Source organism: Paenimyroides tangerinum (assembly GCF_003865405.1).
In the GTDB taxonomy this organism is placed as follows: Bacteria; Bacteroidota; Bacteroidia; order Flavobacteriales; family Flavobacteriaceae; genus Flavobacterium; species Flavobacterium tangerinum.
In genome coordinates this window covers 1-25,687 of the sequence record NZ_RQVQ01000021.1, presented here as the reverse complement: position 1 = coordinate 25,687, position 25,687 = coordinate 1, and the positions used below count along the sequence as shown (strand labels likewise).

The window sequence follows — 25,687 nt, the reverse complement described above, 5'->3', positions numbered from 1 at the left end:
GTCGTAATAAAATAGAATGTAAAAATACAATTTTTTGTTTACCAAAAGATTCTATTTTTTCGAGATTATGATATTGTAAAAACATTATTTGTTTTGTTTCTATTTATTATGAGTTTTACTTTATAAATTTGCCTAATATTAAATAGAAAATATGATAAGTAAAAATCAAATAAAGCAAATCAGTCAATTGAAACAAAAGAAATTTCGTGAGATTGAACAGAAATTTATCGCTGAAGGAATTAAAGTGATTCAAGAGCTTATTGCATCAGATTTGAAATTAATTCATATTTATTCAACAGAAGATTTTGACTTTGGTGTTCAACCAAACTTAATAAGTCAAATTTCTGAATCCGATTTAAAGAAAATTTCTGCATTAACGAATCCAAATACTTGTTTGGCAGTTTTTGAAATTCCAGCTTTACCACAACCAAAAACGGAAGGTTTGCAAGTTGCTTTGGATGATATTCGTGATCCAGGAAATTTAGGAACTATAATCCGACTTTGTGATTGGTTTGGAATTTCTGATTTAATCTGTAGCGAAACAACGGTTGATGTTTATAATCCGAAAGTGGTTCAGGCAACCATGGGTTCTATTACTCGAGTTAATATTCATTATGTTGATTTAAAAAAATATCTCGAACAAACGGATTTACCTATTTATGGAACCTTTATGGATGGAGAAAATATTTATAATGAGAAATTAGCAACAGATGGAATAATTGTAATGGGAAATGAAGCAAATGGAATTTCTGCTGAAATTGAAAAATTGGTAAGCAATCGAATTTCAATTCCAAGATTTGGAACTTTACAAGCGACAGAAAGTTTAAATGTAGCTACAGCAACAGCAATTACTTTGAGCGAATTTAGAAGATAACAAAAAAGCTATATCGTTTTGATATAGCTTTTTTTATGTTTTTATTGAAATGTAAAGTTGACTAAGATTGCTCTTGTTTTCATCGATTCAATACCTCCAGTCCATGGACTTTGTGCATTTCGGTCTCTTACCAATTCGTCGCCAATTCCGAATGAGCCACGTACTGATGGAGTGAATTTGAAATGTTCGAAATAGAAATCGATTCCTAAACCAAGTTCATAATTAGAACTCCATTTTTTTACACGAAATTTCCCTGCGTAATTATCGTCTTTAGAATCTTGATTACTTCCTAAATTTAAAGATTGAGAAAAACCACCAAGTACAAACGGACGAATATTTCCAGTTCTCATCGCTGAGAATTTTAATAAAAGCGGAAAATTTATGTAAGTTGAATTGATTGTTCTTATTTTAGATAAATTATTTCCTTCTGCTAGTTGTGGAAAAAAAAGTGTTTTTTTTCCGTAATATAATCCAGGTTCAAAGCGTAAGCTTAAATATTCTGTTAATCTCAAATTGGTGATAAAACCAACGTTAAATCCACCAGTTGTATTTACTTGAATTTCTTGTCCATTGTTTTTAATTTGGTAACCTTCTGTATAATTAATTTTATAATTATATGTGTTGAAACCAAGAAAATATCCCCAATGAACTCTTTGTTTATCCATTTCTTGTTGGTTTTTGTATGGATTTTTTCCAAACATATTTTGAGCAACACTTGTTACCGAAATAAAAAGACAAGCAATTACAATTAGTTTTTTCATAGTTTACTTTGATGATTCATAAATTGTAGCAACTCCCATTGTTTGAGGATGATGCTTTACATTCTTAAACCCAACTTTTCTCAAAATATTGTTTAACTCTTCCCCAAAAGGAAAGTTTTTTGCAGATTCTGATAAATATTCATACGCCTGTTGATCTTTAGAGAACATTTTTCCCATAAAAGGAACCACAACTTTTGTATAAAAATTATATCCTTGTTTTAAAGGAAATTTAGTTGGAACTGAAGTTTCTAATATAATAAAAATTCCGTTCGGTTTTAACACTCTTAAAATTTCTGCTAAACCTTTTTCTAAAGTCTCGAAATTTCTAATACCAAAGCCAACTGTTATGGCATCAAAAGTGTTGTCATCGAAAGGTAAATTTTCTGAATCTCCCAAAATCATTTCGATTTGTTTGTCCAATTTCAAAGTTTTTACTTTTACTTTTCCAACATCAAGCATTCCTTGTGAAAGGTCTAAACCTACAATTCTGCTTGCATTTGTTTTAGATAAAAAAATCGCCATGTCACCAGTTCCAGTTGCAATATCTAAGATAGAATTCGGCTTTTTATCAGCAACCATTTTCAATACATTTCTCCTCCAACCTTGATCTGTTCCTAACGAAATCATTCGATTTAAGTTGTCGTAATTACCAGAAATGGTGTTAAACATTTGGGCAACTTGTTCTTTTTTACCCAAGTTAGAATCTTTATATGGATTGATTTGTTTTGACATTTTCCTTTTTAATTTCTACAAATATAAGGAATTCTTAAAAAGGAAATTTAATTTTCATGATTGTTCTACTGATATATAATAACTATTTTAGTATGGATTTTCTGTGTTGAGTTTTTTATTGTTATTTAGCAAACAATTAAATGATTTTAATTTATATGAAAAAGAAAATTAATAAATATTCTTTGTGGTTTGTGAATGTTTTGGCTGTTCTAAATATATTTTTGTTAGTTGCAGATTTTACTTTTCCTAAAACGCAAACCGAAATTTTTCTTGATAAAATTACTTCTAGAGGAGTTGATGGAAGAAAAAGTAAAAAACAAATTATTATCAAGTTTGATAAGCTTGTTTTTTATGGAAATACAAATGTTTCTAAAACCTTGAATGGTAATTCTAATAACTCTTATTTTTTAGAGAAAAATAAATTTTTGCAGAATAATGTTTTTGTGAAGGTTGTAAATAAGGATAGTGGATTTTCTGATAGTGTTTTTATTGGTTATCACTGTTACAATGCTTATTTTTTGTATTTGTTATTTTTGAGTTTATTTTGTTATGCTTTTTTGCTTTATAATTTGAGAGCTCGTGATTTTTTTAATTTGATTCCTTATTTTTCTATTCCAATCGGAATCGTATTTTTGATAAATATTTTAGTGCAATATTCATAAAAAAGCCAGAACTTTTGTTCTGGCTTGGTATTTTTAGATTGCGAATGAAGCTTGTTTTTCAGCGTCTAAAGCATTGAAACGAGCTTGACATTCTTCGATTAAAGCAATTGCAGCTGCTTTATCTCCGAATCCGTTAGTTTCTACTTTTTTCTTTTCTAAATCTTTATAAACTTGGAAGAAGTGTTCGATCTCTAATAATTTGTGTTCGTTAACGTCTTTTAAGTCATTTAATTTATTCATGATTGGATCTCCTGTAGGAACACAAATGATTTTTTCGTCTTGTCCTTTATCGTCAGACATATAGAAAACACCAACTGGTTTTACTTCTACAATTAATCCTGGAATCATTGGTTCTGTTACTAAAACTAAAACGTCTAATGGATCGTTATCTAAAGCTAAAGTTTCAGGAATGAATCCGTAATCTGCTGGATACATCATTGAAGAGAATAATAAACGGTCGAAACGCATTTTTTTCAATTCAAAATCAAATTCGTATTTGTTTCTGCTTCCAGTAGGTATTTCGATAAATGCATCGAATTTTTCAAAATTTGCCATAATGCTTTTATGTGTAATATTTAATTGTCAAAAAAATTGGATGCAAAAGTAAGCTAAAATCCAAATTATTACAACTTTATCTGTGAAAATAGTCTTAAAACTGAAATCCGAAACCAATTTTTGCTCCAAATTTATGAGCTCCTGGATTTTCTAAATAGTTTCCTCTCCAAGTAAAATCAACTCTTATTAATTTGAAGATGTTTCCAACTCCAACATAATATTCGTAATATATTTTATCAGTTGGCGCTACATAATGAATGTTTGAAGCGTTAATTGCTTTGTTTGCATCTGATACCGTTCCGTAAGCTCCTCTAAATCCGATGATTTCTCTAAGATTTAAATCTCTAACATAAGGAATTCTAGAAAATAAACGCCCTTCGAAATTATGTTCTAAATGTAAAGTGACATACGTATCGGTAACAAATTCGTAATAGTTTAATTGACTAAATGCGTTTTCGATTCTAAAATACGATTGGTTACCAGGAATTACGCTCATTAATCCTAATGGAACGGTTCCGAATGTTTTTCCTGCTTCAATAATAGGTGTTAATCTTCCGAATCCACCAACCCAAAATGGATGTTTATAGAAAACTTGAACTTTCTTGTAATCAAAATCACCATCAAGCATTCCTTTTACTCCTAAACTATAATTCACGAATAATCTTGCATAATCATAATTTACATCAATTCGGTCAACTCCATATCCAATATATTTTCTTTTTGGAGTATAATCAACAGATAAATTTATTTCTGATTGTTTTAATTGTTGTTCAATAGTTCCAGTTTTTAAATCTAAATAATCTAAACTAAATGTTGGTGAAGCTGTTTTTAAGGTTTTGTAATTTAAAGACGTTGAAAATTTTAAATTTTTAGCAGGTTCGATTTCTAAACCTGCCGTACTTGTATTGATATTAGATAATTTTGAATTATCTCCACTTGCAAATAAAGCACTCGATGCAAAACTTCTTCCAAGTACATCAACAATTGGCGATAAACTTGCTCCAATTTGTTCTACATCTCTACGATTTCCAGCATATATCATGAAACGATTTCTTTTGTTTAGCATGTATTTTGCAGAGATTCCATACTTGAATTTGTCATCTTTAATACCATAGGCAAGGAAACCTTCTAAACGCCAATAATCATTTGGGCCAAAATAGGTTCTTCCGCCAACTCTGATTCTTGTTCCTTCAACATCATTAAATCCTAAAGAAGAGAAAATAGGACCGTAGTCAAAATTTCCAAACTGGATATATTCACTAGATAGTACACTTACTAAATTCATGTAACTATTGAATCTTTTGTTTTCTTTTAGCGCATCTAACATTTCATAGATTCCCATTTCTTCTTCAGAAAGAGGTTCAAATCGGTATGATTCCCAAAAGGCATCGTCACGAGCCATTATATTTTCATCATAAGTGTTGATTTCACTAGTGTAGAAGTTTTCTGGACGTTTTAGATTGAATTGATGATCTTTGTAATAAGTAGTTCTTTTCCCATAAACACCTTTAGATTCGTCTTTTTTGCTAATGCTAAAATCCGTCATCATGTGGTCTTTTGTCAATAAGAAGACGGAGTCGTCAAAAACTTCAAATTCTTGTTCTACATAAATATCTTTTACCCAGTTGATATTTACACCTTTGCTTACTGCTAAATTTATTTTTTTGATTGCCCAAGTTGAATCATTAACCCAGAAATCTCCTTTGAAAGTAAGTTCACCTTTTCTTCTTGGATAAAAAACGATGTTGTAACACCATTTATTTCCAATAAAAGTACTGTCAGCTAAAACATAATTGTAAACATTTATACCCGTTGTTGAAAGTGGACTTACGAAATCTTTGTCGTAAAATCGGATATAATTGTCATAGATATTATAATCAACATATAAATCATTAATAAATGAAATTATGTGTTGATTGTTTTCAAACCCAGAGTTTTTATTCCCTTTTAATAATTCTTTCTTTCTTTTTTTTATATTATCGCCATAAATCATAGAAGCTTTTTCATTGATGAAAATGGGAAGATAAGTTTTTCCTGTAGTTGAAGAAGTGTCAACATGATTGAAAATAAATTCCATTCCATTAAAAATGCGATTTTTCATAAAAGCACTGTCAATAGAATTCATATCAAATTCTACTTTTTCGTATTTTGAATATTGATATTGGTCGTATTTATAAAGTCCGTTTTTACGTTTATTTGCCCAAATCTTGCGTAAAATATCAATAGCTGGATTGTCTTTTTTTGAAGTTTTTCCAGCATAGATTTTCATTTCTTCAAGCGTGTTGTCTTCCTCGAGTTCGATATTTAAATTAAGTGTTGAAGCTGATTTTAAAGAGATAAATTTATCTGCATATCCAACATAAGAGATAACTAAAGTGTCGTGTTTTGAATTTGATTCTAGATAAAATTTTCCAATTTCATTAGTAATAACTCCTTCAGATGAATTTTTAAAATAGACACTTACATATGCAAGTGGCTGGTTATTATTTTCTTTTACAACTCCACTAACTTTAGTTTGTGCATAAAAATTAAGTGAAAATATTAAGAAAAATAGATGTATAAGTGTTTGTTTAAGTGGCTTCATAAAAAAAAACTCCAACGTTTAGGTTGGAGTATCAAATATATTAGTTTTTTTTCTATTTATAAGCTACTTTTTTAACAGCTTTTATTACGTCGTTTGAATTTGGTAACCATTCTTTTAATAAAACTGGAGAGAATGGAGCAGGTGTATCTGCTGTCGTAATTCTTTGGATTGGTGCGTCTAAGAAATCAAATGCTTTTTCTTGAACGATGTAAGTAATTTCTGATGAAACTGATGCGAATGGCCAAGCTTCTTCTAAAATTACCAAGCGATTTGTTTTCTTAACCGAGTTGATGATACAATCAAAATCCAATGGACGTACAGTTCTTAAATCGATAACTTCGCAAGAAATTCCTTCTTTTTGTAATTCTTCAGCAGCAATTAAAGCTTCTTTGATGATTTTACCAAAAGAAACAATCGTAACATCTGTTCCTGGTCTTTTGATATCAGCAACGCCTAACGGAATTGTGTATTCTCCTTCAGGAATTTCTCCTTTATCACCATACATTTGTTCTGATTCCATAAAAATAACTGGGTCGTTATCACGGATTGCAGATTTTAATAAACCTTTTGCATCGTAAGGAGTAGAAGGAACGACAACTTTTAAACCTGGAGTATTTGCATACCAATTTTCAAAAGCTTGTGAATGTGTTGCTGCTAATTGCCCAGCTGATGCTGTAGGTCCACGAAAAACCATTGGCATATTAAATTGTCCACCAGACATTTGACGCATTTTTGCTGCGTTGTTTATAATTTGGTCGATTCCAACAAGTGAAAAGTTGAATGTCATAAATTCTACAATCGGACGTAATCCGTTCATAGCCGAACCAACTGCGATACCTGCAAAACCTAATTCTGCAATTGGAGTGTCAATAACACGTTTTGGTCCGAATTCATCTAACATTCCTTTTGAAGCTTTGTAAGCACCATTATATTCAGCAACTTCTTCTCCCATTAAATAAATGGTTTCATCGCGACGCATTTCTTCGCTCATCGCTTCGCAAATTGCTTCTCTAAATTGTATAGTTCTCATAATGTATTATCGTAATTAATAGGAACACAAAAATATAAAAATATAATTTGTTTGGCTTCTTTTTGAGAATAAATTATAATTAAGGTTTTTTACTTTAATCGATGTTTTTGATTTTATTTAATTCCGTCATATTTAAAATTTGAACCATTCCATTTATAGATTAAATTTTTCTTTGTAACTGTTCCTTCTTTATTTATTAACGGAATATACAAAATGTTGTTTTTCAAAGTAATTAATTCAACTGGACGTTCAGGTCTGTCAACTACGCTGAAAAAATTAAACTCACAATGAATCGATGAAAGTGATTGATTTTTTGTTTTAAAAGCTTTTGTAGCGATTAATTTATTGTTAGAAATTTTATATGCAAAAACGCTTTGCGTTGCATCTTTTGTAGAATATATGGAATTGTTTATCGTCAAATAAATGGTTTCTTTTTTGTTGGTTTTTATTGAATATATTTTTGAAATGAAAGATTGTGCATCTTCATTTGCTGTTTTTAGATTCGAATTGATTTTTCCGTTATCGTTAAATTGAATAATTTGGTCGAAGAAACGCATTGTTCCACCTTGATTATTATCCCAACTGTAAATTCTCAACTTTTTGTCAGAAGAAGTTGCAATTCGAATATCGGTTTCTTCTTGTAGTTTTTTAAAGGAATATTCTAAGCTTCTTGGATTTTTTTCAATAATTTGATTAAATTGCTTAGCAAATGAGCTTGAAAGTTCAGCATTTTCTTGCATTTGTTTATATGCTTTTATCAAATTTTCTTCTAGAGTTGCTAATTCATTTTTGTCTTGTACGATTTCGTACTTAATAAGATTAGATTGTTGATTGCTGTAAACATTAAAGTTTAGTAATGAGATAATTCCGAAAATAAATGTAGTTTTTGACATAAGTTTTTTTGTTTGGATTCAAAAATATCTATAATTTTCTTTAATTCTAATTTATTTTAATGAAATCAATATTTTTTATATTAAATCAAAATGAGCAGTTGATAATAAAGAAAAAAATCTCATTTGTGATATTGTTAATTTTTTTTACGTATTTTCATTAAAACATATTTTAATGTTGTTATTTCGGATGTAAAATGAATTTATTTTAAAAAATTGGATTTTCTACTAAAAAATATTATGCACGCATACTATTTATATAAATAAATTTTTTATCTTCGTTTTTATTAAAACATTAATCTAAAAAACTTACAATAAATGAAAATATTAGTTTGCATCAGCCACGTGCCTGATACTACTTCGAAAATCAATTTCACCAACGGAGATACAGAGTTCGATACAAATGGTGTTCAGTTTGTTATCAATCCTAATGATGAGTTTGGATTAACTCGTGCTATTTGGTTCAAAGAAAAACAAGGTGCTCACGTAACTGTTGTTAATGTTGGTGGTGCAGAAACTGAAGCTACAATTCGTAAAGCTTTAGCTATTGGTGCAGATGAAGCTATTCGTGTTAACGCTAATCCAACTGATGGATTTTTCGTTGCTAAACAGTTAGCTGAAGTAGTTAAAAACGGTGGTTATGATTTAGTAATTGCAGGAAAAGAGTCTTTAGATTATAATGGAGGAATGGTTCCAGGAATGTTAGCTACAATTTTAGGCTATAATTTTGTGAATTCTTGTGTTGGAATCGAAGTTGATGGAAATACTGCTAAAGTAACTAGAGAAATCGACGGAGGTAAAGAAATTTTATCTGCTGGATTACCTTTAGTTGTTGGTGGACAAAAAGGAATTGTTGAAGAGAAAGATTTACGTATTCCAAACATGCGTGGAATTATGACGGCTCGTACAAAAGCTTTAAATGTTGTTGAGCCAACAGGTGATGCAGCTTTAACTAAAGTTGTTAAATACGAAAGTCCAGCTCCAAAATCTGCTTGTAAAATCGTTAGCGCAGATAATTTAGATGAGTTAGTAAGCTTATTACATAACGAAGCTAAAGTAATCTAATCACTTCAATTTATTTATTCATTACAAAATTAAAAGAGTATGTCAGTTTTAATATATGCTGAATCAGCAGAAGGAAAATTTAAAAAAGTTGCATTAGAATTAGCTTCTTATGCAAAAAAAGTTGCAGAATCTTTAGGGACAACTGTAACTGCTGTAACAATCAATGCATCTGATGTTTCTGAATTAGGAAACTACGGAGTTGATAAAGTTTTAAAAGTATCTAACGATAAATTAAATAAATTCAGTGCTAAAGCTTACGCTGATGTAATCAAACAAGCTGCACAAAAAGAAGGAGCTAAGGTTGTTGTTCTATCTTCAACTACAGATTCTTTATACTTAGCTCCAATCGTAGCTGTTAATTTAGAAGCAGGATTTGCTTCAAACGTTGTTGCTTTACCAGTTTCAACAAGTCCTTTCCAAGTAAAAAGAAATGCTTTTTCAACTAAAGGATTTAACGTTACTGAGATTTCTTCAGACGTAAAGGTATTAGCTTTAGCTAAAAACTCTTTCGGATTAGTTGAAGCTTCAGGAGCTGCTGCTGCAGAAGATTTTGCTCCAGCTTTAAATGATGCAGATTTTGCTATCGTTGTAGAAAGTGTTGAGAAAGTTACAGGAAAAGTAACTATCGCTGATGCTGAAATCGTTGTTTCTGCAGGTCGTGGATTAAAAGGTCCAGAGAATTGGGGAATGATTGAAGAATTAGCTGCTGTTTTAGGAGCTGCTACTGCTTGTTCAAAACCAGTTTCTGATTTAGATTGGAGACCTCACTCTGAGCACGTTGGACAAACAGGTAAGCCAGTTGCTGCGAACTTATATATTGCAGTTGGTATTTCTGGAGCTATTCAACACATTGCGGGTATCAACTCATCTAAAGTAAAAGTGGTTATCAATACAGATCCAGAAGCTCCTTTCTTCAAGGTTGCTGATTACGGAGTTGTTGGTGATGCTTTCCAAGTTGTACCAGCTTTAATCGCTAAATTAAAAGAGTTCAAAGCTAAAAACGCTTAGTTCTTTTTAAAAATATAAAAACCCATTTGGGCTATTAAAATAAAGTAGTATCTTTGTTTTAATAGCCCTTTTTTTGGTTAGGAAATATATGAGTTTAGTAAAATTAGTTATAAAGGGAATTTCGTACAGTCATACGCAGAATGGTGCTTATGCGCTGATTTTAAACGAAGTTGATGGCGATAGAAAACTTCCGATTGTCATTGGAGCTTTTGAAGCACAATCAATTGCTATCGCTATTGAAAAAGAATTAAAACCACCAAGACCATTAACACACGATTTGTTCAAAAATTTTGCAGATCGTTTTGATATTGTTATCAATCAGGTTATCATTCATAAATTGGTTGATGGCGTTTTCTTTTCAAGTATTATTTGTGAACGCGATGGGATTGAAGAAATTATCGACGCTCGTACATCAGATGCTATTTCATTAGCTATTCGTTTTAAAGCACCTATCTTTACTTACAAAAACATCTTAGATAAAGCTGGTATTTATTTGAATGATGGAGTTGTTGATGGAAATGAAGAAGAAGATGACGATATCGATGATGTTCTTGAAGAAATTTTTACAAATATCGAACCATCAAAACCAGTTGAAAAAGTAAACGAATATGCACATTTTTCTCTTAAAGAATTAAATGACTTATTAGCAAACGCTGTTGCAAATGAAGATTACGAAAAAGCAGCTCGTTTACGTGATGAAATTTCTAGAAAACAAGAATAAATAAAACTTATGAAGCAATATTTAGATTTAGTAAAACACGTTATTGAAACTGGTGTTCAAAAAGGTGACCGAACTGGAACTGGAACAAAAAGTGTTTTTGGTTACCAAATGCGTTTTGATTTAAACGAAGGTTTTCCGATGGTTACCACTAAAAAAGTTCACTTAAAATCAATCATTCACGAATTGTTATGGTTCTTGAAAGGTGAAACAAATATTGCTTATTTAAAAGAAAATGGCGTTCGTATTTGGGACGAATGGGCTGATGAGAATGGCGATTTAGGACCAGTTTACGGTTACCAATGGCGTAATTGGAACGGCGAAGAAATCGATCAAATCTCGGAATTGATTGAAACTTTAAAAACAAATCCAAACAGTAGAAGAATGTTGATTTCTGCTTGGAATCCAAGTGTTTTGCCAGATACATCGGTTTCGTTCGCAGAAAATGTTGCAAATAATAAAGCTGCATTGCCACCTTGTCACGCCTTCTTTCAGTTTTACGTAGCCGAAGGTAAATTATCTTGCCAGTTATACCAACGTAGTGCGGATATTTTCTTAGGAGTTCCATTTAATATTGCATCTTATGCGTTGTTTACGATGATGGTTGCCCAAGTTTGTGGTTTAGGATATGGTGATTTTATCCATACTTTTGGAGATGCTCATATTTATAACAATCACATCGAACAATTGGAATTGCAATTATCACGTGAACCAAAACCATTACCGACGATGAGGTTAAATCCTGAAGTGAAAAATATTTTCGATTTTACTTATGATGATTTTACCTTAGAAAATTACGAACCGCATCCTGCAATTAAAGGTCAAGTTTCAGTTTAATATGGAAATAATTCTTGTTGCAGCGGTCGCTGAAAATAATGCGCTAGGAAAAGATAATGCGATGATTTGGCATTTACCAGATGATTTTAAACATTTTAAAAGTTTAACCACAGGGCATTTTATTTTGATGGGAAGAAAAACGTTTGAAAGTTTTCCCAAACCATTACCAAATCGCACGCATTTGATTATCTCTAGAAATACCAATTACCAAGTTCCTGAAAATTGTTTTGTTTTTCAATCGATTGATGAAGCCATCAAATTTACACAAGATAAAAATCAAGATAAACTTTTTGTAATTGGTGGAGGACAAATCTATATACAAACTATTGATTTAGCTACCGAACTTTCGATTACAGAAGTTCATGAATTGTTTAATGCTGATACATATTTCCCAGCAATTAATAAAAATGTTTGGAAATCAGTTGAAGTTGTTCATCACGAAACAGACGAAAAACATAAATATGCCTTTGATATAATTACTTACAAACGGAATAATGAATAAATTTTTCATCATCTTATTTTTGAGTTTTTCGAGTTTGATTCAAGCTCAAGATTTAGATGTAGAATTAGTAAAAAGTATTCCAAATTCAAAAGGTATCCAATTTGCTTCATTTGACCATTTAGGAGATTTTTATTTGGTTAAGAATAATCAATTAACCAAACAAACGAAAGAAAAAAGTTATAATTACAGTAATTTACTTTACGGAGAAGTAACTTCGATTGATATTCGAAATCCCTTTCAAATTCTTGTTTTCTATAAAGATTTTCAAAGCTTTGTAGTTTTAGATAATCAATTAAATGAAATTTCGAATGTTAATTTTAGCGTTCAATTTCCTGAATTAGATGTGATTTCGGTCAGTGCTTCGAACAAAAATCAGTATTGGGTTTTGGACGGAATTTCAAGACGTATTTTTATTTTTGATGTAGGACAAAATATATTGAAACCTGTTTCTGTTCCTTTCGAAAATAAATTTTCTGATTGGAATTCAAATGCAAACTCGTTTTTTATAGAATCAAATCAAATCATTTATACTTTTGATATTTACGGAAAAGTTTCTCAAAATCCTTTTTCAACCAAATTTGATAAAATTGATTTGATTTCATCCACAACTTTTATCAGTCAATACAGTCAAGATTTGTTTTATCATAATTTAGATTCAAATCAAAACTTAAAAATCAATCTGAAGAATAATAACATCGTTTCATTTCAAATTAATAATGAAATTTTAACTATTTTTACAGATACAGAAATTAATATTTACAAATTAAAATTACCATAAATGCAAGTTGCAATAGCAGGGAATATTGGAGCAGGGAAAACAACTTTGACTCGATTACTTTCAAAACATTTTAAGTGGGAACCGCATTTTGAGGATGTAGTTGACAATCCATATTTAGATGATTTTTATCATTCGATGGATCGTTGGTCATTTAACTTACAAATTTATTTCTTAAATAGCCGTTTTCGTCAAGTTTTAAAGATGAAAGAAAGCGGAAAAAATACCATTCAAGACCGTACGATTTACGAAGATGCACATATTTTCGCTCCAAATTTACATGCAATGGGATTGATGGGAAATCGTGATTACGAAAATTACAAATCACTTTTTGAATTGATGGAACAATTGGTTGGAGCTCCAGATTTGTTGATTTATCTGAGAAGTTCAATTCCAAATTTAGTTGGTCAAATTCACAAACGTGGGCGTGAATATGAAAATACAATTTCCATCGATTATTTAAATCGTTTGAACGAACGTTACGAAGCTTGGATTCAAACGTACAATAAAGGTAAATTATTGATTATAGATGTTGATAATATTAATTTTGTTGATAATCCTGAAGATTTAGGAAATATCATCAATAGAATCGACGCAGAAATCAACGGATTATTCTAAAAATATGCAGTGTTTAAAAATGTTTTTTTCGAGCAATTGGAAAAGTGTTTTTAAGCACTTTTTTTTTGCTATTCTGTTTTTTTCTACAAATGCCAATGCGCAAAGTTTTGATGATTGGTTTGTTGAAGGAAATTATTACACAGGATCGATTCTTCCGCATAACGAACAAATTTCTCATTTGATAACTGCCAAACCAGATGGTTTTCTTTTAAGTTTTAATCGAAAAACGTTAGGAGCAAAACCTTGGGAAAGTTTTTATAATTTTCCTGATTATGGATTTACGCTTCATTACCAAAACAATCACAACCCCGAATTAGGTAATTTATATGGAGCTTTCGCACATTTGAATTTTTATTTTTTCAATCGAAATTTACAACTTCGAATTGCACAAGGAATCGCTTATGCAACTAATCCGTATGACCGAGAAACCAATTTTAGAAATTTAGCTTACGGAACTAAATTTATGCCTTCGACTTTTTTTTCTCTGAATTATAATAGACAGAATATTTGGAATGGAATCGGATTCCAAACGGGTTTGGTTTTTATTCATCATTCAAATGCAACGTTCAAATCTCCAAATACAAGTACAAATACGGTCGGGTTTCAAATTGGTTTAAATTATGCATTTGACCATCAAGAACCAAATCGACGTTTCAATTCGCAAGCCGATAATTTTGATACAAAAATGAAATATGTTATCAGTTTCAAAACGGGTGTGAACGAAGGTCATATTATTGGAATGGGACAAAAGCCTTTTTATCATATCAATGCTTATGCAGAAAAACGTTTGAATCGAACGGGTTCTGTGCAATTAGGAACTGAATTGTTTCTGTCAGAAACTGTAAAAGAGATTATTCCACTTTTAGCGAGTTCGTTTCCTGAAGCGAATATGTCTGTAGATACCGATTATAAACGAGTTGGTGTTTTTGCAGGTTATGAAATGTATTTGAGTAAGTTTAGTATTGAAGGACAAATGGGTGTTTATGTTTACGACCAATACAAAGTAAATGGAAGTTTATATCAACGTTTGGGGTTGAAATATAATGTTACGGAACGTATTTTTGGCTCCGTAAGTTTGAAAACGCATTTTGCAAAAGCCGAAGCTTTGGAGTTTGGTGTTGGGATTAAATTTTAGTTTATGAAATATTTTGTATATCTAGTTTTCGTTTTTCTGATTTTTACATCTTGTAATAACGGCGATTCGTGTTTTTCAAATTCCGGAGATTCAGTTACTCAAACTTTAGGATTGCCTTCTTTTGATGTAATTGACATACCGAAAGGATTTACTGTTGAAATTATTGAATCTTCCCAATCAAAAATTGAAATAGAATCCAAAGAAAACTATTTATCGAATTTAGATTTTCAGGTTCAAGATTCTCAATTGACAATGACTAATGCGATGAGTTGTTCAATGTTCCATAGTTATGAAATTGCAAAAGTTCGAATTTACACACCGACTTTAAAAAAGATTATTTCAAGAACACAATTAAAAGTTTCTTCTGTTGGAACTTTACGATTTCCAGAATTGTTTGTTATCACTAGTATTGAAGATGGTGCTTCATCATTAATTGATTTAAATATCGATAACAATGTTTTACGAATTGAAGATAATCAAGTTGGTTATTTTAAAATTTCTGGAAAAACAACTTGGTTGGATATTGGGCTTTATGGTGGAAATGGTCGTGTTGAAGCTCAAAATCTAAATGCTTTTGATTGTACTTTATTTCAACGTAGTAATAATGATATTTTAGTTCGTCCAGAAAATAAATTAGCAGGAACTATCTATGCAACTGGAAATGTGATTTCATTTAGTAAACCGAATGAAGTTGATGTAAAAGAAATGTATAAAGGAAAATTGATTTATAAATAATTGATTTAGTATTTAAAGACTAAAAAAGCCCAGAAGAATCTGAGCTTTGATATTATTTTTGCGTGGTTTTTTCGCGGAATAACGTTTCTAAATCCTTATTTTTCAATTGAACCGATAACGTTCGAAGTCCGTTTTCTTGTGCGAAATCAAAAATTGCAGGACGCATATCTTCATCAGCTTTGAAAACCAATTCCCACTGGTTATCGTGAATGTTTTTAAACGAAACTAAATTTTTAAGATTTGAAATAAATTGTTCTTCAATTTTAAAATCGAATTCAACTTCAATTACTTGTTCATTTTCTGACGAGAACGTTTGATTTAATAAACGATCGTCAACAATTTTTCCTTTATTGATAATGATTACGCGGTCGCAAATGGCTTCAACTTCTTGCATAATATGTGTAGAAAGAAAAACGGTTTTATCTTTTCCGATGTTTTTAATCAATTCACGAATCTCAACCAATTGATTCGGATCTAAACCTGTCGTTGGTTCATCTAAAATCAAAACATCTGGATTGTGTAAAAGCGCCGTTGCCAATCCAACGCGTTGACGATATCCCTTTGAAAGCTGCCCGATTTTCTTTTTCGATTCGGGTGTTAAACCTGTAAGTTCAATCACTTCGTCAATTCTGCTTTTATTTACTTTGTAAACATCCGCATTGAATTCTAAATATTCTTTTACGTATAAATCTAAATATAACGGATTGTGCTCAGGTAAATAACCAATAGATTTTTCAACTTGTTGTGGTTGCGCGTTCACATCGAAACCGTTTACTAAAGCCGAACCTGAATCTGCTTCAATATAAGTAGTTAATATTTTCATTAAGGTTGATTTTCCGGCACCATTCGGACCTAAAAATCCTACAATTTCTCCTTTTTTAATAGAAAAAGAAACTGCATCTAAAGCTTTTTGCTCCCCGTAAATTTTCGAAATATTTTTAACTTCTATCGACATCGTTTGTTTTAATTTGAATTCCAAAGATAATAAAAGATGTAAATAAGTTATATCAATTGATAAGAATTTGATAAGAAAAACTTATGTAAGCTCTACAATATTATTCGTAAATTTGAATGTTGGAAATTTAAGTGTTTGTCACAAGAATTTCCTTTATAAAAATAGATACGATACATGACAAATTCTTCAGAATTAAAAACTTGGTTAAACGATTTTCAATTAGCACATCCGTTGGTAATTGCAGGTCCGTGTAGTGCCGAAACCGAAGAACAAGTTTTAAAAATAGCACACGAATTAAAAGATTCTGACGTAAGTATTTTACGTGCCGGAATCTGGAAACCAAGAACACGTCCAGGAGGTTTTGAAGGCGTAGGAGAAATTGGTTTAAAATGGTTGAAACGTGCCAAAGACGAAACCGGTTTGTTAATTGCGACGGAAGTGGCAACGGCAAATCACGTAAAATTAGCATTAGAATACGAAGTTGATGTACTTTGGATTGGTGCTCGTACAACGGCAAATCCGTTTGCGGTTCAAGAAATTGCAGACGCGCTTCAAAATACAGATAAAATTGTTTTGGTAAAAAATCCGGTGAATCCTGATTTGTCTTTATGGTTAGGCGGAATTGAACGTTTATATAATGCCGGAATTAAAAAACTTGGAGTTATTCATCGTGGATTTTCTTCATACGAAAAAACCAAATATCGCAACATTCCCGAATGGCAAATTCCGATTGATTTAAGAAATCGTTTTCCTGATTTACCGTTGATTTGTGATCCGTCTCATATTACCGGAAATAGAAATATGATTCAAGAAGTTTCGCAACAAGCGTTGAATTTAAATTACGATGGATTAATTATTGAAACGCATATCGATCCCGATAATGCTTGGAGCGATGCTGCTCAGCAAGTAACGCCAGTTACGCTAAAACAAATTTGTAAAGATTTGGTTGTTCGAAAAAAGAATGACGAATCGGATGATTACAATACAGAACTTGAAAATCTTCGTTTGAAAATTGACGATTTAGACGATAAGATAATTGAAATTTTATCTCAACGAATGCATTTTGTCGATGAAATCGGAACTCTGAAAAAGCAACATAATGTTTCGGTTTTACAAAACGAACGTTGGCAAGCGATCGAAAATCGTGTAAAATCTATTTGTATTGAAAAAGGTTTAACAGAAGATTTTACAGAACAATTGTTTAAATTGGTTCATCAAGAAAGTATTTCGCATCAAAATAAAATCATCAATAAATCATAATTTTAATGACAGAATTATATATAAACTTTCATATTCCTATCAATAACAATATCTTTGCCTTATGAATGGAATAGTTTACAAATCTACAGGAAGTTGGTACACGGTGAAAACCGAGTCGGGAGAATTTTTAGAATGCCGAATCAAAGGTAAATTTAGAATGAAAGGTATCAAAAGTACCAATCCTATTGCTGTGGGTGATTATGTCGAATATGATTTAGATGAAACTTCTGATGCAGTGACAGGTGTTATAACAACAATTCACGATCGTAAGAATTACATTGTTCGTAAATCGGTAAACCTTTCAAAGCAATTACATATTATCGCATCGAATATTGATCGATTATTTATTTTGGTAACGATTAATAATCCAATTACAACCACAAGTTTCATAGATCGTTTGTTGGTAACTGCGGAAGCTTATGGTATTGAAGCAATTATCGTTTTTAATAAAGTAGATACATTTAATGAAGAAACTTTAGACGAACAATTGTTTTTGCAACACGTTTACACCGAAATTGGTTATCAATGTATTCGCGTTTCAGCTTCTGAAGGAAAAGGTTTAGATAAATTAAAAGATTTAATGCGCGATAAAGTTTCGATGTTCACAGGCCATTCAGGTGTTGGGAAATCAACTTTAGTAAATGCATTAGAACCTTCTTTAAATTTAAAAACCAAACAAATTTCAGATCAACATCAACAAGGGCAACACACCACGACGTTTGCCGAAATGTTTGATTTATCTTTTGGTGCTCGAATTATCGATACGCCTGGAATCCGTGGTTTTGGAATTGTTGAAATGGAAAAGCAAGAAATCGGAGGTTATTTTCCTGAGTTTTTCGCTTTAAGAGATAAATGTAAATTCAATAACTGTTTGCATAAAGAAGAACCACATTGTGCAATTAAGGAAGCCTTGGATAACGATGAAATTTTCTGGTCGAGATATAAAAGTTATACGCAAATTTTGGAAGGTGATGAAGAACATTATCGTTCAGATATTTATGCAGACGGACGTAATCAAGAAGAATAATGAAAATAGTTATACAACGTGCGTCAGAAGCTTCGGTAACTATTAACAATGTAAGAGTTGCCGAAATCAATCAAGGATTGGTTATTCTTCTTGGAATTGAAGATGCCGATACAGACGATGATATTAAATGGTTATCTAGTAAAATTGTGAATCTTCGCATTTTTAGCGATGAAAACGAGGTGATGAATTGTTCTGTTAAAGATGTGAATGCCGATATTATTTTGGTTTCACAATTTACACTTCACGCATCAACCAAAAAAGGAAATCGACCTTCGTACATTAAAGCATCAAAACCTGATTTTGCTATACCGATGTACGAGAAATTTATACATCAATTAGAAGTTGATTTAGAAAAGAAAATTCAAACCGGACAATTTGGAGCCGATATGAAAGTTGCTTTAATCAACGATGGACCCGTTACTATTGTGATTGATTCAAAGAATAGGGAATAATTTTTCTAAATAATATTCTTATATTTAAGAAGTTTTTTTAAATTCAGAAAATATGAAGGAAAAATTATCTTATATCACAGCTGGTTTAATCATATATTCTATTCTTGGAATAGTTATTAGTTATTTTTCATTCTCTATGTTTGATTGGAGTTTTATCTTTTTTTGGACTTTATTCATGACTTTAGCAGATTTTTTTATCATAAGAAATATAAAGAAATGGCTTTCAAAAAAACAAAATAATCATGCTTAAAAAACTTATTTTATATACAGCAATTTATGCACTTATTACGATTCTACTTTCAAACGATTGGAATTGTATTCTTGATCCAGATAGTTATTGTTTGGTTAACGTTTTGGCTAAATATATTGTTTTCATGTTGTTGATTGTAATTTTTGATAAATTCATAAAGAAGAAAATATTTAAAAATGAAAAGTAGAATACTTTATTTAGTCATTAGTTTTGTAGGATTTTACTTAACAGGTTTATTTTGCTCGTATTTTATTAATGATCAAGTAAGTTGGATTTACGCACTTGTTTTTGCAATTTTTGCAATTTTGTTAGAACCATTTGTAAATAAATTAATTAAAAAATTCATACCATCTTTAAATAAACAAAATGAAAAGTAAACCGTTACATTTATTATTAGCCTTATTGGTTTATGGATTTTTCTACGGAATTATTTTATATTATTTCTGAGAAGGAATCCCAACGCAAATTTTCTGGGCACAAGTTTTTATCTTCGGATTTTTCATGGCTTTGGCAGAAGTTTTTGTATTTGATAAATTAAGAAAAAGAAGAAAAAAGAAATAAAATGGATTTGAAAAACGCACAGTTAGATGTTGATAATTGGATCAAAGAACACGGCGTTCGTTATTTTAACGAATTAACAAATATGGCACAACTTACAGAAGAAGTAGGTGAGGTTGCCAGAATCATTGCACGTCGTTACGGTGAACAATCTGAAAAAGAAAGCGATAAAAATAAAGATTTAGGTGAAGAATTAGCCGATGTCGTTTTTGTTGTACTTTGTTTAGCAAACCAAACAGGAGTTGACTTACAAGCTGCTTTCGATAAAAAAATGGATTTTAAAACCAAACGAGATCACGATCGTCACCACAACAACGAAAAATTAAAATAATACATATGAACATACGATTGCATCCTGACTCATTTAAACCGAATCAAACTTTAGTTTTATCCGGAAGTAAATCAGAAACCAATCGTATGTTTTTACTTCAAGCACTTTTTCCAGAGATTAAGATCGAGAATGTCTCAAATTCCGATGATAGTTTAGCAATGGAAAAAGCCTTGAATTTTTTTTCTGAAATTGTTGATGTACATCACGCCGGAACAGCAATGCGTTTTCTTACTGCTTTTTTTGCAACTCAAGAAAATCGTGTTGTTGTTTTAACAGGCTCTTCACGAATGCAAGAAAGACCCATTCATATTTTGGTCGATGCATTGAAAATTTTAGGTACGGATATTCAATATTTAAACCAAGAAGGATTTCCTCCCTTAAAAATTAAAGGTAAAAAACTGCAATCAAGTAAAATTGCAATTCCTGCAAAAATCAGCAGTCAATACATTTCGGCATTATTACTTATTGCGCCAAAATTAGAAAATGGTTTATCACTGGAACTAATCGGTGAGCAAACATCACTTCCTTATATTAAAATGACGTTGGCTCTTTTAAATGAAATTGGCGTTGATACTACTTTTGTAGGAAATCAAATACAAGTTTTTCCAAAACATAGAGTCGATCCTAAAACAATTACCGTAGAATCTGATTGGTCTTCGGCTTCTTATTTTTTTGAGTTAATAGCCTTTTCCGAAATCGGTACTTCATTAAAAATTCAAAAACTAAAATCGAATTCCCTTCAAGCGGATCGTGCCGTGGTTGAAATATTTGAACAATTCGGCGTTGAAACGCAATTCCTTCCGAATAACGAAATCCAAATTACTAAAGCCAATAATCAACTTCCTTCAGAAATTAATTTAAATTTAATTGAATGCCCGGATATTGCTCAAACCATTGCAGTTACTTGTTTTGGTTTAGGTGTCCAAGTTAATTTAACCGGACTTCATACGTTGAAAATTAAAGAAACTGATCGTTTAGTTGCTTTAAAAAACGAATTAGAAAAATTCGGCGCAATTGTTGAAATTACAAACGATTCTCTTTTCCTACATAAAAGAAATTTACAAAATGTTTTACCTGAAAATGTTTTGGTAAAAACCTATCAAGATCACAGAATGGCTATGGCTTTTGCTCCGCTGGGTTTATTTACACCAATAGAAATTGAAAATGCAGAAGTGGTTTCTAAATCATATCCAAAGTTTTGGGAAAATATTTGTTTTTAGTTTTTATTTTTTTTAAGTTTGATAATCAACAACTTATAGAAATTTAAAAAATATGAAAAACTTAATATATCTATTTTTTAGTCTTTTTTTACTATCGTGTTCAGATGATGGTAAAGTGGAAGACGAAATTGCAACAGCAGTGATTTATCCTAATAATGTAGAGTTAACGGTTCTGAATTCAAACGGAGAAAAAGTATTTGTTACAGGCGAGATGAATAGAGAGGATGTTGTTGTTGAAATGGCATATCGCAATGATGAATTTATTCTAGATAATGAAATCATGAATGAATTTTGTGAAGAAGATTTAAGCGGAATTTTTTTGCCACTTGCAAGTATTAGTAAGTATCCAAGTTTTTATACAGTTAAATTTAGAATTACTTTTCCTAACGCACAAGTTTATTTAGTTGAGGTAGATGTTGAGAAAACTCCTAATCAATACACCTTACATTGGTTTAATAAAACAATTCGCATAAATGGTGAGGTTGCTTATGAAGGAGATGTTTCAGAACCTGGTGAATATTGCCATGGGGGTGCATTAAAACTAAACTTAGTCTTAAGTCAATAAAATTTTAAAACTATCGAGGGAACTCGGTAGTTTTTTTGTTTGTTATAATATAAGGTTGTAGAAAATATTGCTTATATTTAGAAAACAAAAAATCAGATAAATTATGAAAAAATATATTTTATCCTTAGCTGTTTTATTTGCTTTAGCTTCTTGCAATAAAACAATAATAGAAGATGAAGAAATAATCCCGACACACGTTTTAACCAAAGAACAACAAGAAAAATTAACTCCAGATGAAGTTATTGCCGATTTAAAAGCTGGAAATAAAGATTTTGTTGATGATAATTTAACCGTTCGTAATTCAACAAAATTGGTTCGTGAAGCAGCTTTAGGTCAATATCCAGAAGCCGTGGTGCTTTCTTGTTTAGATTCACGTGTTCCAGTAGAAGATGTTTTTCATAAAGCAATTGGTGAAATTTTCGTTGCTCGTGTAGCTGGTAATATTGTTAATCACGATATTCTTGGGAGTTTAGAATACGCTTGTAAAGTTTCGGGTTCAAAAGTAGTGGTCGTTTTAGGTCACGAATATTGTGGTGCAATCAAATCGAGTATCGAAGGTGTTAAATTAGGAAATATCACAACTTTACTTGAGAAGATTGATCCTGCAATAATTGCCGCTAAGCAAAATTTTAAAGGAGATGCAACAGCTAAAAATCCTGAATTTGTTGATGAAGTTTGTAAATTCAATGTATATAATTCGATTGAAGAAATTCGTAGAGATAGTCCAATTCTAAAAGAAATGGAAGCTAATAACGAAATTAAAATTGTTGGAGCAGTTTACGATATGAAAACAGGTGAAGTGAAATTCTTAGATTATTAAAAATCAAAAAGCCCTGTAGGTAACGCTTTTCAAACGAAGTTTAAAATAAATCGCTTTTTACTTGACAACGCCTATTTTGAAGTCGTATATTTGCAAGCTTGAAGTTTCAAATCGGAACTTCATTTTACAAATAAATATAAAAGCAACAATAATATGAAGTTATCTAATTTCAACTTTAACTTACCGGAAGAGTTGTTGGCTGAATTTCCAGCTGAAAACAGAGATGAATCTCGTTTAATGGTTGTAAACCGTAAATTAGGAACAATCGAACACAAATTATTCAAAGATGTGATTGATTATTTCGGAGAAGGAGATGTGATGGTTTTGAATAATACCAAAGTTTTTCCAGCTCGTTTATACGGAAACAAAGAAAAAACAGGTGCTCGTATTGAAGTTTTCTTGTTAAGAGAATTAAATGAAGAACAACGTTTATGGGATGTTTTAGTTGATCCAGCACGTAAAATTCGTATCGGAAATAAATTATATTTCGGAGATGACGATTCATTAGTAGCTGAGGTAATCGATAATACAACTTCACGCGGAAGAACTTTACGTTTCTTATACGATGGTTCTTATGAAGAATTTAGAGCTAAATTAACAGAACTTGGAGAAACTCCAATACCAAAATACATCAACCGCGAAGTAACTCCAGAAGACGAAGAGCGTTACCAAACGATTTATGCTACTGAAGAAGGAGCTGTTGCTGCGCCAACTGCAGGTTTACACTTCTCTAAACATTTATTAAAACGTTTAGAAATTAAAGGTGTTGAATTTGCAAAAGTAACTTTACATATTGGTTTAGGAACTTTCAATCCAGTTGAGGTTGAAGATTTATCTAAACACAAAATGGATTCAGAAGAGTTAATCATTACTGAAGAAGCTTGTGAAATTGTAAACAGAGCAAAAGAGCGTAAAAGTAAAATTTGTGCAGTAGGAACAACTTCTATGCGAGCATTAGAAAGTTCAGTTTCTTCAAACAGAACATTAAATTCTTTTACAGGTTGGACAAATAAGTTTGTTTTTCCACCTTACGATTTTAGTATCGCAGATTGTATGATTACAAACTTCCATATGCCAAAATCTACATTATTAATGATGATTTCAGCTTTTTGCGGTCACGATTTAATGATGGAAGCTTATAAAGAAGCAATTAAAGAAGGATATAAATTTTATTCTTACGGGGATGCGATGTTAATCATCTAATCTTTGAATAATATAAAAAAAAACTCATCTTATTAAGATGAGTTTTTTTGCTTTAATCTATTTTGTAAACCAGTTTAATAGTGATGGTTGCTGTTTTGTTTTTCGCAGAAGTATTGAATGAACCTCCCCAAGAATAATCTTCGGATGAATTTTGCGCTACAATTTGAAAAACACCCATTTCAGATTTTTTTAAATCACCCAAACTACTACCTGCATTTTCTGAGATATTTTCAGCTCTCAATTTTGCATCTTTTGTTGCTTCAGCAACCATTTTCAATTTTAATTCCGAAAGTTTGGTGTAATAATATTCTGGGGCACTTGAATATAGTTCAACTCCAGAGTTGATTAATTCTGTAACTTCTCGTGAAATATTTTCCACTTTCGTTACTTCCTTGCTTTCGACCTGAACACTTTGAGTTAAATTATAACCTGTAAAAGTTTCAGTTCTTGTGTTGTAATTTGAGTCCGTCACTGTTGTGAACTCTTTATTAATTGATACTGATGAGAAAATAATTTCCGATTCTTTAACTCCTTTACCAATTAAATAGTTTTTGATTGTTCTTCGGTCGTTTTCCAATTCCGTGTAAGCATCTTTAAGGATATAGTTTTTTTTAGAAAATGAACTATTCCAAACAATCAAATCTGATACAAAATCGGTTGAACCTAAACCAGTGACGCTAATTGTGTCATTTGTGTTATTTCTTTTTTTGTAAGCGTTTGTTAATAAAAACGTACAGGTTATAAGAGAAATTCCAACGATTGCAGCAGTAATATAATTTTTCATATAATTTATTTTTACATAAAGATATAAAATTTTGGCGTTCCCTCGCTCATTATATAAGAGTAAAATGATATTCTGCTGAAGCCGCTCGGTCGGGCTTTCCGCTAAATCTTTTTTGTTTTTATTGGTTATTCATTTTATGTCTTTCTGAACTCGATTCACAATCTCATTTTTAAATGACATTCCGTTTTTAAACAAAAAAGGATACCGCTCCAATCCCTAACGCAACCTGAGTCATGTAGTCCAAAGCCTAAAGTTAACCTGCAAGGTTTCTAAAACCTTGTAGGTTTATATCTAACAAAGTTTACATAAATAAGAAGTATTCAATATCTTTCATTATTTCATTTTTCAATCATTAAATTTTAAATTTTGAAATTTCATCTGTGCATCTGTGGTAAAAAAGTATTTTTATACATAATATGATTTCTCAATTTTCATTTTTAAATCCTCGAATCAGCAAATTAACAAATTTTCAATCCTTAAATCTTTTAGCATCAGCTTACTAAAAAATAATCAAAAATTAACTTCAAAAAAGCTTGTTTGGCACGAGAATAAGGCGGTATATTTGCACCGTTGAAAAATAGAAGTTCATACAAATCACGAAAAACAAATTTAAATTTTAACAAAAATAAATTTGGAAGATAAGTTAAAAGAGTTGTAGTTTTGCAATCCGATTCTGAAACAAGAAGAGGGGCAGAAGTTTTACAAATACTGAGAAAAACTTTCAATAATATTTACAAAATAAATTTGCGAGGTTTAAAAAGAATTTCTACTTTTGCAACCG

General features: G+C 31.0%; 30 protein-coding genes. 22 read left to right on the top strand and 8 right to left on the bottom strand.

Going from position 1 to position 25,687, the window contains the following annotated elements; all coding sequences use genetic code 11:
* Positions 1 to 151: 151 nt before the first annotated feature.
* Positions 152 to 874 carry a TrmH family RNA methyltransferase gene (locus EG240_RS10270; protein WP_125019313.1) on the top strand — a complete coding sequence of 241 codons (723 nt, stop codon included), beginning with the start codon at positions 152 to 154 and terminating at the stop codon, positions 872 to 874.
* A 41-nt stretch (positions 875 to 915) separates the two neighbouring features.
* On the opposite strand, the gene porT is transcribed toward EG240_RS10270, so the two are convergent.
* Together porT and ubiE are read right to left on the bottom strand one after the other, a co-directional pair.
* Positions 916 to 1,635, bottom strand: coding sequence for a type IX secretion/gliding motility protein PorT/SprT (gene porT / locus EG240_RS10265; protein WP_125019312.1), 720 nt, complete (start codon positions 1,633 to 1,635; stop codon positions 916 to 918).
* Between the two features lie 3 nt (positions 1,636 to 1,638).
* Positions 1,639 to 2,367: a bifunctional demethylmenaquinone methyltransferase/2-methoxy-6-polyprenyl-1,4-benzoquinol methylase UbiE gene (gene ubiE / locus EG240_RS10260; protein WP_125019311.1), complete on the bottom strand. Its 729-nt coding sequence runs from the start codon at positions 2,365 to 2,367 to the stop codon at positions 1,639 to 1,641.
* A 155-nt stretch (positions 2,368 to 2,522) separates the two neighbouring features.
* Between ubiE and EG240_RS10255 the strand changes: the two genes are divergently transcribed.
* A complete protein-coding gene (locus EG240_RS10255) occupies positions 2,523 to 3,029 on the top strand; it encodes a hypothetical protein (RefSeq protein ID WP_125019310.1) in 507 nt (168 codons plus the stop codon).
* A 33-nt stretch (positions 3,030 to 3,062) separates the two neighbouring features.
* Here the strand turns inward: EG240_RS10255 and EG240_RS10250 are convergent, their stop codons facing one another.
* From EG240_RS10250 to EG240_RS10235, 4 genes are all read right to left on the bottom strand, one after another.
* Entirely contained in the window at positions 3,063 to 3,584 is a 522-nt protein-coding gene (locus tag EG240_RS10250; protein WP_125019309.1) for an inorganic diphosphatase, read from the bottom strand.
* A gap of 94 nt (positions 3,585 to 3,678) precedes the next feature.
* Positions 3,679 to 6,168: a DUF5686 and carboxypeptidase-like regulatory domain-containing protein gene (locus EG240_RS10245; protein WP_125019308.1), complete on the bottom strand. Its 2,490-nt coding sequence runs from the start codon at positions 6,166 to 6,168 to the stop codon at positions 3,679 to 3,681.
* A 52-nt stretch (positions 6,169 to 6,220) separates the two neighbouring features.
* Entirely contained in the window at positions 6,221 to 7,198 is a 978-nt protein-coding gene (locus EG240_RS10240) for a pyruvate dehydrogenase complex E1 component subunit beta (protein WP_125019307.1), read from the bottom strand.
* A gap of 113 nt (positions 7,199 to 7,311) precedes the next feature.
* On the bottom strand, positions 7,312 to 8,091 hold the full coding sequence (locus EG240_RS10235) for a hypothetical protein (protein ID WP_125019306.1): 780 nt from the start codon (positions 8,089 to 8,091) through the stop codon (positions 7,312 to 7,314).
* 315 nt (positions 8,092 to 8,406) lie between these two features.
* On the opposite strand from EG240_RS10235, the gene EG240_RS10230 reads away from it, so the two are divergent.
* The 9 genes from EG240_RS10230 (at position 8,407) to EG240_RS10190 (ending at position 15,481) form a co-directional block, all read left to right on the top strand.
* Positions 8,407 to 9,153 carry an electron transfer flavoprotein subunit beta/FixA family protein gene (locus tag EG240_RS10230; RefSeq protein WP_125019305.1) on the top strand — a complete coding sequence of 249 codons (747 nt, stop codon included), beginning with the start codon at positions 8,407 to 8,409 and terminating at the stop codon, positions 9,151 to 9,153.
* Between the two features lie 39 nt (positions 9,154 to 9,192).
* Entirely contained in the window at positions 9,193 to 10,161 is a 969-nt protein-coding gene (locus EG240_RS10225; RefSeq protein WP_125019304.1) for an electron transfer flavoprotein subunit alpha/FixB family protein, read from the top strand.
* A gap of 88 nt (positions 10,162 to 10,249) precedes the next feature.
* The gene (locus tag EG240_RS10220) at positions 10,250 to 10,882 is read left to right on the top strand and encodes a bifunctional nuclease family protein (protein WP_125019303.1); all 633 of its coding nucleotides are present in this window, start codon (positions 10,250 to 10,252) and stop codon (positions 10,880 to 10,882) included.
* A gap of 9 nt (positions 10,883 to 10,891) precedes the next feature.
* Complete coding sequence (locus EG240_RS10215) at positions 10,892 to 11,716, top strand: thymidylate synthase (protein WP_125019302.1); 825 nt, start codon at positions 10,892 to 10,894, stop codon at positions 11,714 to 11,716.
* Position 11,717: 1 nt separating this feature from the next.
* A complete protein-coding gene (locus tag EG240_RS10210) occupies positions 11,718 to 12,218 on the top strand; it encodes a dihydrofolate reductase (protein WP_125019301.1) in 501 nt (166 codons plus the stop codon).
* Entirely contained in the window at positions 12,211 to 12,996 is a 786-nt protein-coding gene (locus tag EG240_RS10205) for a hypothetical protein (RefSeq protein WP_125019300.1), read from the top strand. Before EG240_RS10210 ends, EG240_RS10205 begins: the two co-directional genes overlap by 8 nt.
* The gene (locus tag EG240_RS10200) at positions 12,997 to 13,611 is read left to right on the top strand and encodes a deoxynucleoside kinase (protein ID WP_125019299.1); all 615 of its coding nucleotides are present in this window, start codon (positions 12,997 to 12,999) and stop codon (positions 13,609 to 13,611) included.
* A 4-nt stretch (positions 13,612 to 13,615) separates the two neighbouring features.
* Positions 13,616 to 14,746 carry an acyloxyacyl hydrolase gene (locus EG240_RS10195; protein WP_125019298.1) on the top strand — a complete coding sequence of 377 codons (1,131 nt, stop codon included), beginning with the start codon at positions 13,616 to 13,618 and terminating at the stop codon, positions 14,744 to 14,746.
* Positions 14,747 to 14,749: 3 nt separating this feature from the next.
* Complete coding sequence (locus tag EG240_RS10190) at positions 14,750 to 15,481, top strand: GIN domain-containing protein (protein ID WP_125019297.1); 732 nt, start codon at positions 14,750 to 14,752, stop codon at positions 15,479 to 15,481.
* 52 nt (positions 15,482 to 15,533) lie between these two features.
* Here the strand turns inward: EG240_RS10190 and gldA are convergent, their stop codons facing one another.
* The gene (gldA, locus tag EG240_RS10185) at positions 15,534 to 16,436 is read right to left on the bottom strand and encodes a gliding motility-associated ABC transporter ATP-binding subunit GldA (RefSeq protein ID WP_125019296.1); all 903 of its coding nucleotides are present in this window, start codon (positions 16,434 to 16,436) and stop codon (positions 15,534 to 15,536) included.
* Positions 16,437 to 16,610: 174 nt separating this feature from the next.
* Between gldA and EG240_RS10180 the strand changes: the two genes are divergently transcribed.
* The 11 genes from EG240_RS10180 to queA all read left to right on the top strand — a co-directional run bounded on the left by EG240_RS10180 (position 16,611) and on the right by queA (position 24,122).
* The gene (locus EG240_RS10180) at positions 16,611 to 17,696 is read left to right on the top strand and encodes a bifunctional 3-deoxy-7-phosphoheptulonate synthase/chorismate mutase type II (RefSeq protein WP_125019295.1); all 1,086 of its coding nucleotides are present in this window, start codon (positions 16,611 to 16,613) and stop codon (positions 17,694 to 17,696) included.
* Between the two features lie 61 nt (positions 17,697 to 17,757).
* Positions 17,758 to 18,723, top strand: a complete 966-nt coding sequence (rsgA, locus tag EG240_RS10175; protein ID WP_125019294.1) for a ribosome small subunit-dependent GTPase A — start codon at positions 17,758 to 17,760, stop codon at positions 18,721 to 18,723.
* Positions 18,723 to 19,175 carry a D-aminoacyl-tRNA deacylase gene (gene dtd, locus EG240_RS10170; protein WP_125019293.1) on the top strand — a complete coding sequence of 151 codons (453 nt, stop codon included), beginning with the start codon at positions 18,723 to 18,725 and terminating at the stop codon, positions 19,173 to 19,175. Before rsgA ends, dtd begins: the two co-directional genes overlap by 1 nt.
* 52 nt (positions 19,176 to 19,227) lie before the next feature.
* Positions 19,228 to 19,425 carry a hypothetical protein gene (locus EG240_RS10165; protein WP_125019292.1) on the top strand — a complete coding sequence of 66 codons (198 nt, stop codon included), beginning with the start codon at positions 19,228 to 19,230 and terminating at the stop codon, positions 19,423 to 19,425.
* A complete protein-coding gene (locus EG240_RS10160) occupies positions 19,418 to 19,612 on the top strand; it encodes a hypothetical protein (protein ID WP_125019291.1) in 195 nt (64 codons plus the stop codon). The genes EG240_RS10165 and EG240_RS10160 overlap by 8 nt, the downstream gene beginning before the upstream one ends.
* On the top strand, positions 19,602 to 19,802 hold the full coding sequence (locus tag EG240_RS10155) for a hypothetical protein (protein WP_125019290.1): 201 nt from the start codon (positions 19,602 to 19,604) through the stop codon (positions 19,800 to 19,802). The genes EG240_RS10160 and EG240_RS10155 overlap by 11 nt, the downstream gene beginning before the upstream one ends.
* A gap of 185 nt (positions 19,803 to 19,987) precedes the next feature.
* Positions 19,988 to 20,314, top strand: coding sequence for a nucleotide pyrophosphohydrolase (locus tag EG240_RS10150; protein WP_125019289.1), 327 nt, complete (start codon positions 19,988 to 19,990; stop codon positions 20,312 to 20,314).
* Positions 20,315 to 20,319: 5 nt separating this feature from the next.
* Positions 20,320 to 21,534, top strand: a complete 1,215-nt coding sequence (locus tag EG240_RS10145) for a 3-phosphoshikimate 1-carboxyvinyltransferase (RefSeq protein ID WP_125019288.1) — start codon at positions 20,320 to 20,322, stop codon at positions 21,532 to 21,534.
* Between the two features lie 52 nt (positions 21,535 to 21,586).
* Positions 21,587 to 22,099: a hypothetical protein gene (locus EG240_RS10140; RefSeq protein WP_125019287.1), complete on the top strand. Its 513-nt coding sequence runs from the start codon at positions 21,587 to 21,589 to the stop codon at positions 22,097 to 22,099.
* Between the two features lie 103 nt (positions 22,100 to 22,202).
* Positions 22,203 to 22,919, top strand: a complete 717-nt coding sequence (locus EG240_RS10135; RefSeq protein ID WP_125019286.1) for a carbonic anhydrase family protein — start codon at positions 22,203 to 22,205, stop codon at positions 22,917 to 22,919.
* 153 nt (positions 22,920 to 23,072) lie between these two features.
* The gene (queA, locus tag EG240_RS10130; RefSeq protein WP_125019285.1) at positions 23,073 to 24,122 is read left to right on the top strand and encodes a tRNA preQ1(34) S-adenosylmethionine ribosyltransferase-isomerase QueA; all 1,050 of its coding nucleotides are present in this window, start codon (positions 23,073 to 23,075) and stop codon (positions 24,120 to 24,122) included.
* 52 nt (positions 24,123 to 24,174) lie between these two features.
* On the opposite strand, the gene EG240_RS10125 is transcribed toward queA, so the two are convergent.
* Positions 24,175 to 24,906, bottom strand: a complete 732-nt coding sequence (locus EG240_RS10125; protein ID WP_125019284.1) for an SIMPL domain-containing protein — start codon at positions 24,904 to 24,906, stop codon at positions 24,175 to 24,177.
* Positions 24,907 to 25,687 lie beyond the last annotated feature (781 nt).